The 5618-nt window shown below is 44.8% G+C and carries 6 protein-coding genes; all 6 read left to right on the forward strand.

The features are described 5' to 3' along the window. Nucleotides 1-688 (forward strand): helicase C-terminal domain-containing protein (locus tag WMO25_RS14030; protein ID WP_349085825.1); only part of this gene is annotated, 688 nt, incomplete at its 5' end. Between the two features lie 81 nt (nucleotides 689-769). Further along, nucleotides 770-1654, forward strand: a complete 885-nt coding sequence (locus WMO25_RS14035) for an NAD(P)-dependent oxidoreductase (RefSeq protein ID WP_349085827.1) — start codon at nucleotides 770-772, stop codon at nucleotides 1652-1654. A 185-nt stretch (nucleotides 1655-1839) separates the two neighbouring features. After that, on the forward strand, nucleotides 1840-2079 hold the full coding sequence (locus tag WMO25_RS14040) for a (2Fe-2S) ferredoxin domain-containing protein (RefSeq protein WP_015515270.1): 240 nt from the start codon (nucleotides 1840-1842) through the stop codon (nucleotides 2077-2079). Nucleotides 2080-2081: 2 nt separating this feature from the next. Further along, a complete protein-coding gene (locus WMO25_RS14045) occupies nucleotides 2082-3812 on the forward strand; it encodes a [Fe-Fe] hydrogenase large subunit C-terminal domain-containing protein (RefSeq protein WP_349085828.1) in 1731 nt (576 codons plus the stop codon). Further along, complete coding sequence (locus WMO25_RS14050; RefSeq protein ID WP_250798114.1) at nucleotides 3809-4984, forward strand: SpoIIE family protein phosphatase; 1176 nt, start codon at nucleotides 3809-3811, stop codon at nucleotides 4982-4984. The genes WMO25_RS14045 and WMO25_RS14050 overlap by 4 nt, the downstream gene beginning before the upstream one ends. A gap of 11 nt (nucleotides 4985-4995) precedes the next feature. Beyond that, on the forward strand, nucleotides 4996-5618 hold a 623-nt coding region (locus tag WMO25_RS14055; protein ID WP_349085830.1), incomplete at its 3' end, for a 4Fe-4S binding protein.

The following is a 5618-nucleotide window of genomic DNA, read 5'->3' on the forward strand; positions in this document are numbered from 1 at the left end:
ACCTTTTGCGGAGGGAAACCGTCTGCTTGTAGCGGCAACAGATGTAAGCAGCCGCTATACAAGGCGGGGTAGAAAAGAGTATGAACGGATGGCTGCATATATCCGGGATATTATTCGTGGCAAGCATGGCAATTATATGGTCTTTTTCCCGTCATATCAGCTTATGAAGGATGTTTTTGAAGTTTTTACGGAAATGGAATTAATGAAGGCAGGCCATGGTCTGCAGCTGGTTGTGCAGGAATCCGAGATGAGTGAAGATGCAAGACAGAAGTTTCTGGATGCTTTTCAGGCGGATGCTGCAGATGCGGTTATTGGTTTCTGTGTGATGGGCGGTATTTTTTCGGAGGGCATTGATCTGAAAGAAGACCGGCTGATCGGTGTCATCATTATCGGGACAGGACTGCCGCAAGTTGGAGAAGAGAGAGAGCTTTTAAGTCGGTATTTCAATGAGAAATCCGGCAGAGGGTTTGAATATGCCTACCTTTATCCGGGGATGAACAAGGTTTTGCAGGCAGCAGGACGCGTGATCCGAACGGAGAAGGACAGAGGCGTGATCGCGTTATTGGATGAGCGATTTAATTACAGTCAGTACAGAAAAATGTTCCCGAGAGAATGGCACAATTGCAGTAAGACCAGTCTGAATACAATCGTGCAGCAGGTGGAGGATTTCTGGACAGATAAAGCATAGGATCAGATAAGAGAAAAATATTTTCAGGCAGATGAGATATTTGATATAGATAATAACAGGAGATAAACGGAGGCGATAAAGTTGAGGATTGGTTTTATAGGGCTCGGTATTATGGGCGAGGCCATGTGCTATAATATTATCAGAAAACATGACAGTGATGTCTATATTTATGACGTAAAAACAGAACCGGTACAGCGGTTGGCGGAAAAAGGCGGTATCGCCTGTGACAGTGCCGTTGATGCAGCAAAACATTCGGATGTGATCATTACAATGCTGCCGAGATCAGAAGATTCCCTGTCAGTATATAAAGAAATACTCCCGGCCGTCAATGCAACGAAAATCTGTATTGACATGAGCACCATTGATCCTTCCGTTTCATTGAAAATCAGTGTTATGATCCAGGCTCATGGTGGACATTTCCTGGATGCGCCGGTTGTTAAGTCGAAGGCGGCCGCGGTGCTGGGCAATATCGGCATTTATGTAGGCGGCGAGAAAGAAATTTATTTCCAGGTGAAGCCAATCCTGCAGTATATGGGATCAAATGTACTGTATATGGGATCCAGCGGCAAGGGTATCGGTATGAAGATCTGTCAGACCACACTGCTGGCACAGATTCAGAATGGTGTCAATGAAGCCCTGGCTATGGCTGTGAAACAGGGCATTGATGTGGATCGTTTTACAGCGGCCCTGTCTTTTGGCGGTGGTCAGAATGCTTATTTTGATGAACGTCAGATGGCCATCAGGAACAAAGATTATGCGACGACATTTTCGGTCCGGAATATGTCCAAGGATATTGATATCTGTCGTCGGCTGGCAAAGACGGAAGGAGTTCAGGCAGAAAGTCTGGAAGGCATCAGGGAAGTCTACGACCGGGCACTTGAGGCGGGATATGGTGATAAGGATTACAGTTCTGTTATTGATATGGTCTTTGAGAAAAACCATGTCAAATATAAACCTAAATTATAAAAGCGATTGATTGTTAAAAACGTGATTATAAAAGTATTATTCAAAAGTGAATATTGAATATTGTATACAAATTGTATAAAATTAAAAACTATAGGAAACTGTGTTGAAAGAAAAAGAAACTATTGTTAAAATATTGTTAATCACTCGGGGAGGAGAATGATTAACTAAAATAAGGAGGAATTGCTATGACAATCACAATCTGTATTGGAAGCTCATGTCATCTGAAAGGTTCAAGAACAATTATTCAGAAACTGGAAGAATTGATCACGGAGCGTCAGTTAAACGACAAAATTGAGCTCAATGGTTCATTTTGCATGGGCGAATGTTCAAATGGTGTTTGTGTAAAGATTAACGATGAATTGTTCAGCGTTTCACCGGAGACTGTGAATACATTTTTTGAAAATGAAGTACTCAGGAGGCTTTAAGGGTGGGCGTCATTGGATTTAGAAAGGCAAAGTGCAAGGACTGTTATAAATGTGTCCGTTTGTGTGAAGTAAAGGCCATTCGTATCAAGGATGAACATGCACAATTTGTTGCTTCAGAGTGCGTGGAATGCGGCCAGTGTCTGGAGGCCTGTCCACAGAATGCAATTACATTTATCAAGGATATTCAGTGGATCAAGTCCATGGTGAAGAACCGGGAGAAGACTGTTGTATCTCTGGCGCCGGCGTACCTGGGTGTATTTGGAGATGCAGATCCGAACCAGATGGCGGCGGCCCTTCATCAGCTGGGATTTACATATGTACATGAAACGGCAGAAGCAGCTGGATATGTTGTGCAGGAATACATGAATTATTGTGACAGATCTGATAAGGATGCGGTTCTTCTGACATCATCATGTTCTGCCATCAACAACTTGATTGAGAAATATCATCCGGATATGCTGCCGTATCTTCTGCCTGTTGTGACACCGGCTATCGCACATGCAAGAATGCTCAGAGCACAGTATGGACCGGATGTGAAGATCATCTATATTAGTCCATGTGTCTCAGATGGAGGAGATGCATTGAAGGATCCGAGAACAAAAGGCATCATCGATGCGGTGTTGGATTTTGCAACACTGCGTGAATGGCTCAGAAGCGAACAGATCAAGATTCCGGAATGTCCGAGTAGCCATATGGACAGTATGGATCCAAAGGTGATGCGTCTGTTTGCTGTCAGTGGAGGGATTCTTTCTGCTATTAAGGCTGCAAAGGGCCGTAAGTACAAGCACAAGCGACTGTATGTCAGCGGTATCGGACCATGTGAAGAACTTTTTGAGTGTATCCGTAATGGAGAGATCAAGAACTGTGTTATTGAGTTGAATTCATGTACCGGCGGCTGCATCAACGGACCGATGACCGGAGGCAAGAAGCGTGACCGTTTCAGATCCAAGATCAGTGTCAGCCAGAAGGTAGATGAGCATGAGGCACCGGAATTACCGCCGCTGCCGGAAGGTGTCAGCCTTTATAAGGAATATACGGCGCGCTGCGAAAAGAGAATTGTCCCGTCAGATGAGCAGATCCGTGCAATCCTGTCCAAGATTGGCAAGGATTCACCAGAGAAGGAATTAAACTGCGGTTCCTGCGGTTTCCCGACATGCCGTGATAAGGCCATTGCTGTATACCGCGGCAAAACCCAACTGACCATGTGTATTCCGTATATGTATGAGCAGGCCAAGGGTATGTCTGATATTATTCTGGCTGTGACACCAAGTATGATCATTGTTGTGGATAAGGATTATTATATCTGCGAATTCAACAATGCAGCAGAGGTCGCTTTTGGTGTATCCCAGCAGAAAGCGCTGGGACATCCGGTATCTGAATTTATTTCCACAGAATATTTTGAAAAGGTTTTCCGTGAGAAGCGAAGTATTATTAATCAGCGTGTAGATTATGATGCCTATCATATTAAGACAATGCAGAATATTATCTACATGCGTGAGCAGGAAAAGGCCCTTGTGATTATGCGTGACATTACGGAAGGTGTGCGCAAGCAGGAGCAGCTTCGGAAGGTGAAACTGGACACAGTGGCTATGGCTCAGAATGTCATCAACAAACAGATGATGGTGGCTCAGGAGATCGCCGGTCTTCTTGGTGAGACAACAGCTGAAACGAAGTCAACCCTTCGCAAATTGAGAGACACACTGATGGACAGTGATGAGGATATAAAGATATGAATGTAAGTCTGGATGTCTGCAGCAAGAGTCTGAACAAAAGAGAAGAAGAACTTTGTGGTGATACTGTCGAGATCGTTAAAACTGCGGATGCTGATATTATCATTCTGTCAGATGGTATGGGAAGCGGTGTAAAGGCCAATATCTTATCCACATTGACCACCAGGATTCTCGGTACGATGCTGAAAAACGGTGAGACTATTGAAGACTGCGTGGAGACCATTGCTATGACACTGCCAATCTGCAAAGTAAGGCAGGTGGCCTATTCCACATTTGCGATCCTTCAGATTTTCAGAGATGGGCGTGCCTATCTGGTGGAGTATGATACACCGGCCTGCATTGTGATCCGTGACGGTCAGAAGCTTGATATTGAGCATACAGAGAGGGAGCTTTCAGGCAAGATTATCAGAGAATATCGTTTTAACATTCAGGAAGATGACTATTTTGTAATGATGAGTGACGGTGTGACCCATGCAGGGGTTGGCGGTCTGTATGGTTTTGGATGGGGACGGACGAGAGTCGGTGAGTTTATCCAACAGAGGTTCAATGATACGAAGATGACGGCAGCACGTCTGGCATCCTATGTGATCAATGAGTGCAGTCAGCTGTACCATCAGCGACCGGGAGATGATACAACCGTTGTTGTGGCGAAAGTGACAGCACGAATGGACCTGAATATTTTCACAGGTCCTCCGACAAAGCGAGAAGATGACGAAAGTGTTATCCGTGAATTCATGCGCTCACAGGGGCTGCATGTTGTCAGCGGCGGTACAAGTGCCACAATAGCGGCACGTGTATTAAACAAACATATAAAAGCATCCCTCATTTACGAAGATCCGGATATTCCTCCGACAGCTGAAATTGACGGACTGGATCTTGTGACGGAAGGTGTTCTGACACTGAACCGTGCGGTGAGTATGATGCATGAATATAATGAAGGACGGCAGGATCAGTCGTTTTTCAAACGGCTTGATGAGAAGAATGGCGGTTCGCAGCTGGCAAAACTCATTATTGAGAGATGCACGCATCTGCATTTATTTGTAGGTGAAGCGATGAATCCGGCTCATCAGGCAGCTGGTCTTCCATTTGATCTCAGTGTCCGCATGCGTTTGGTGGACAAGATCATTGAGGAAGGCAGGAAGATGGGAAAAACAGTCAGTGTTAAATATTATTGAGGATGATATGTATGAAGACAACATTTATTACTGATATTAATAAAATTAAATTTGAAGTCAATACAGAAGTTGCCCGGCTGGCTTTTGCAGGAGAATTGGACGAGAAAGCCAATGAGATTCCTTACAAGCTGATTCCGGGACGTACACCGCACTACAGATGCTGCGTTTATAGAGAACGTGAGATCATCCGTGAGCGTGTACAGCTGTCTATGGGACGTTCTGCCATGTCCGGTCAGAAGAACAAGAATATTGTGCAGGTGATCGAGGCTGCCTGTGAAGGCTGTCCAATCAACAGATTTAATGTGACTAACAACTGTCAGATGTGTATGGCCAAAAAATGTCTTGGCGCATGTAATTTTGGCGCCATCAAGTTTGAAGGCGGCCATGCCGTCATTGACCATAAGAAATGTAAAGAGTGCGGTAAGTGTGCAGAGGCTTGTCCTTACAATGCCATTGCCGACCTGATGCGTCCATGTAAGCGCAGCTGTCCTGTAGATGCCATTACAATGGATGAGGACAACATTGTTGTTATTGATGAGGAGAAATGCATTAACTGCGGTCAGTGTGTGATCAACTGTCCGTTCGGTGCTTTATCAGACCGTTCATTTATGGTGGACGTAATCAAACTGATCAG

The organism is Coprococcus intestinihominis, assembly GCF_040096555.1.
GTDB classification, from domain to species: Bacteria; Bacillota; Clostridia; order Lachnospirales; family Lachnospiraceae; genus Coprococcus_A; species Coprococcus_A intestinihominis.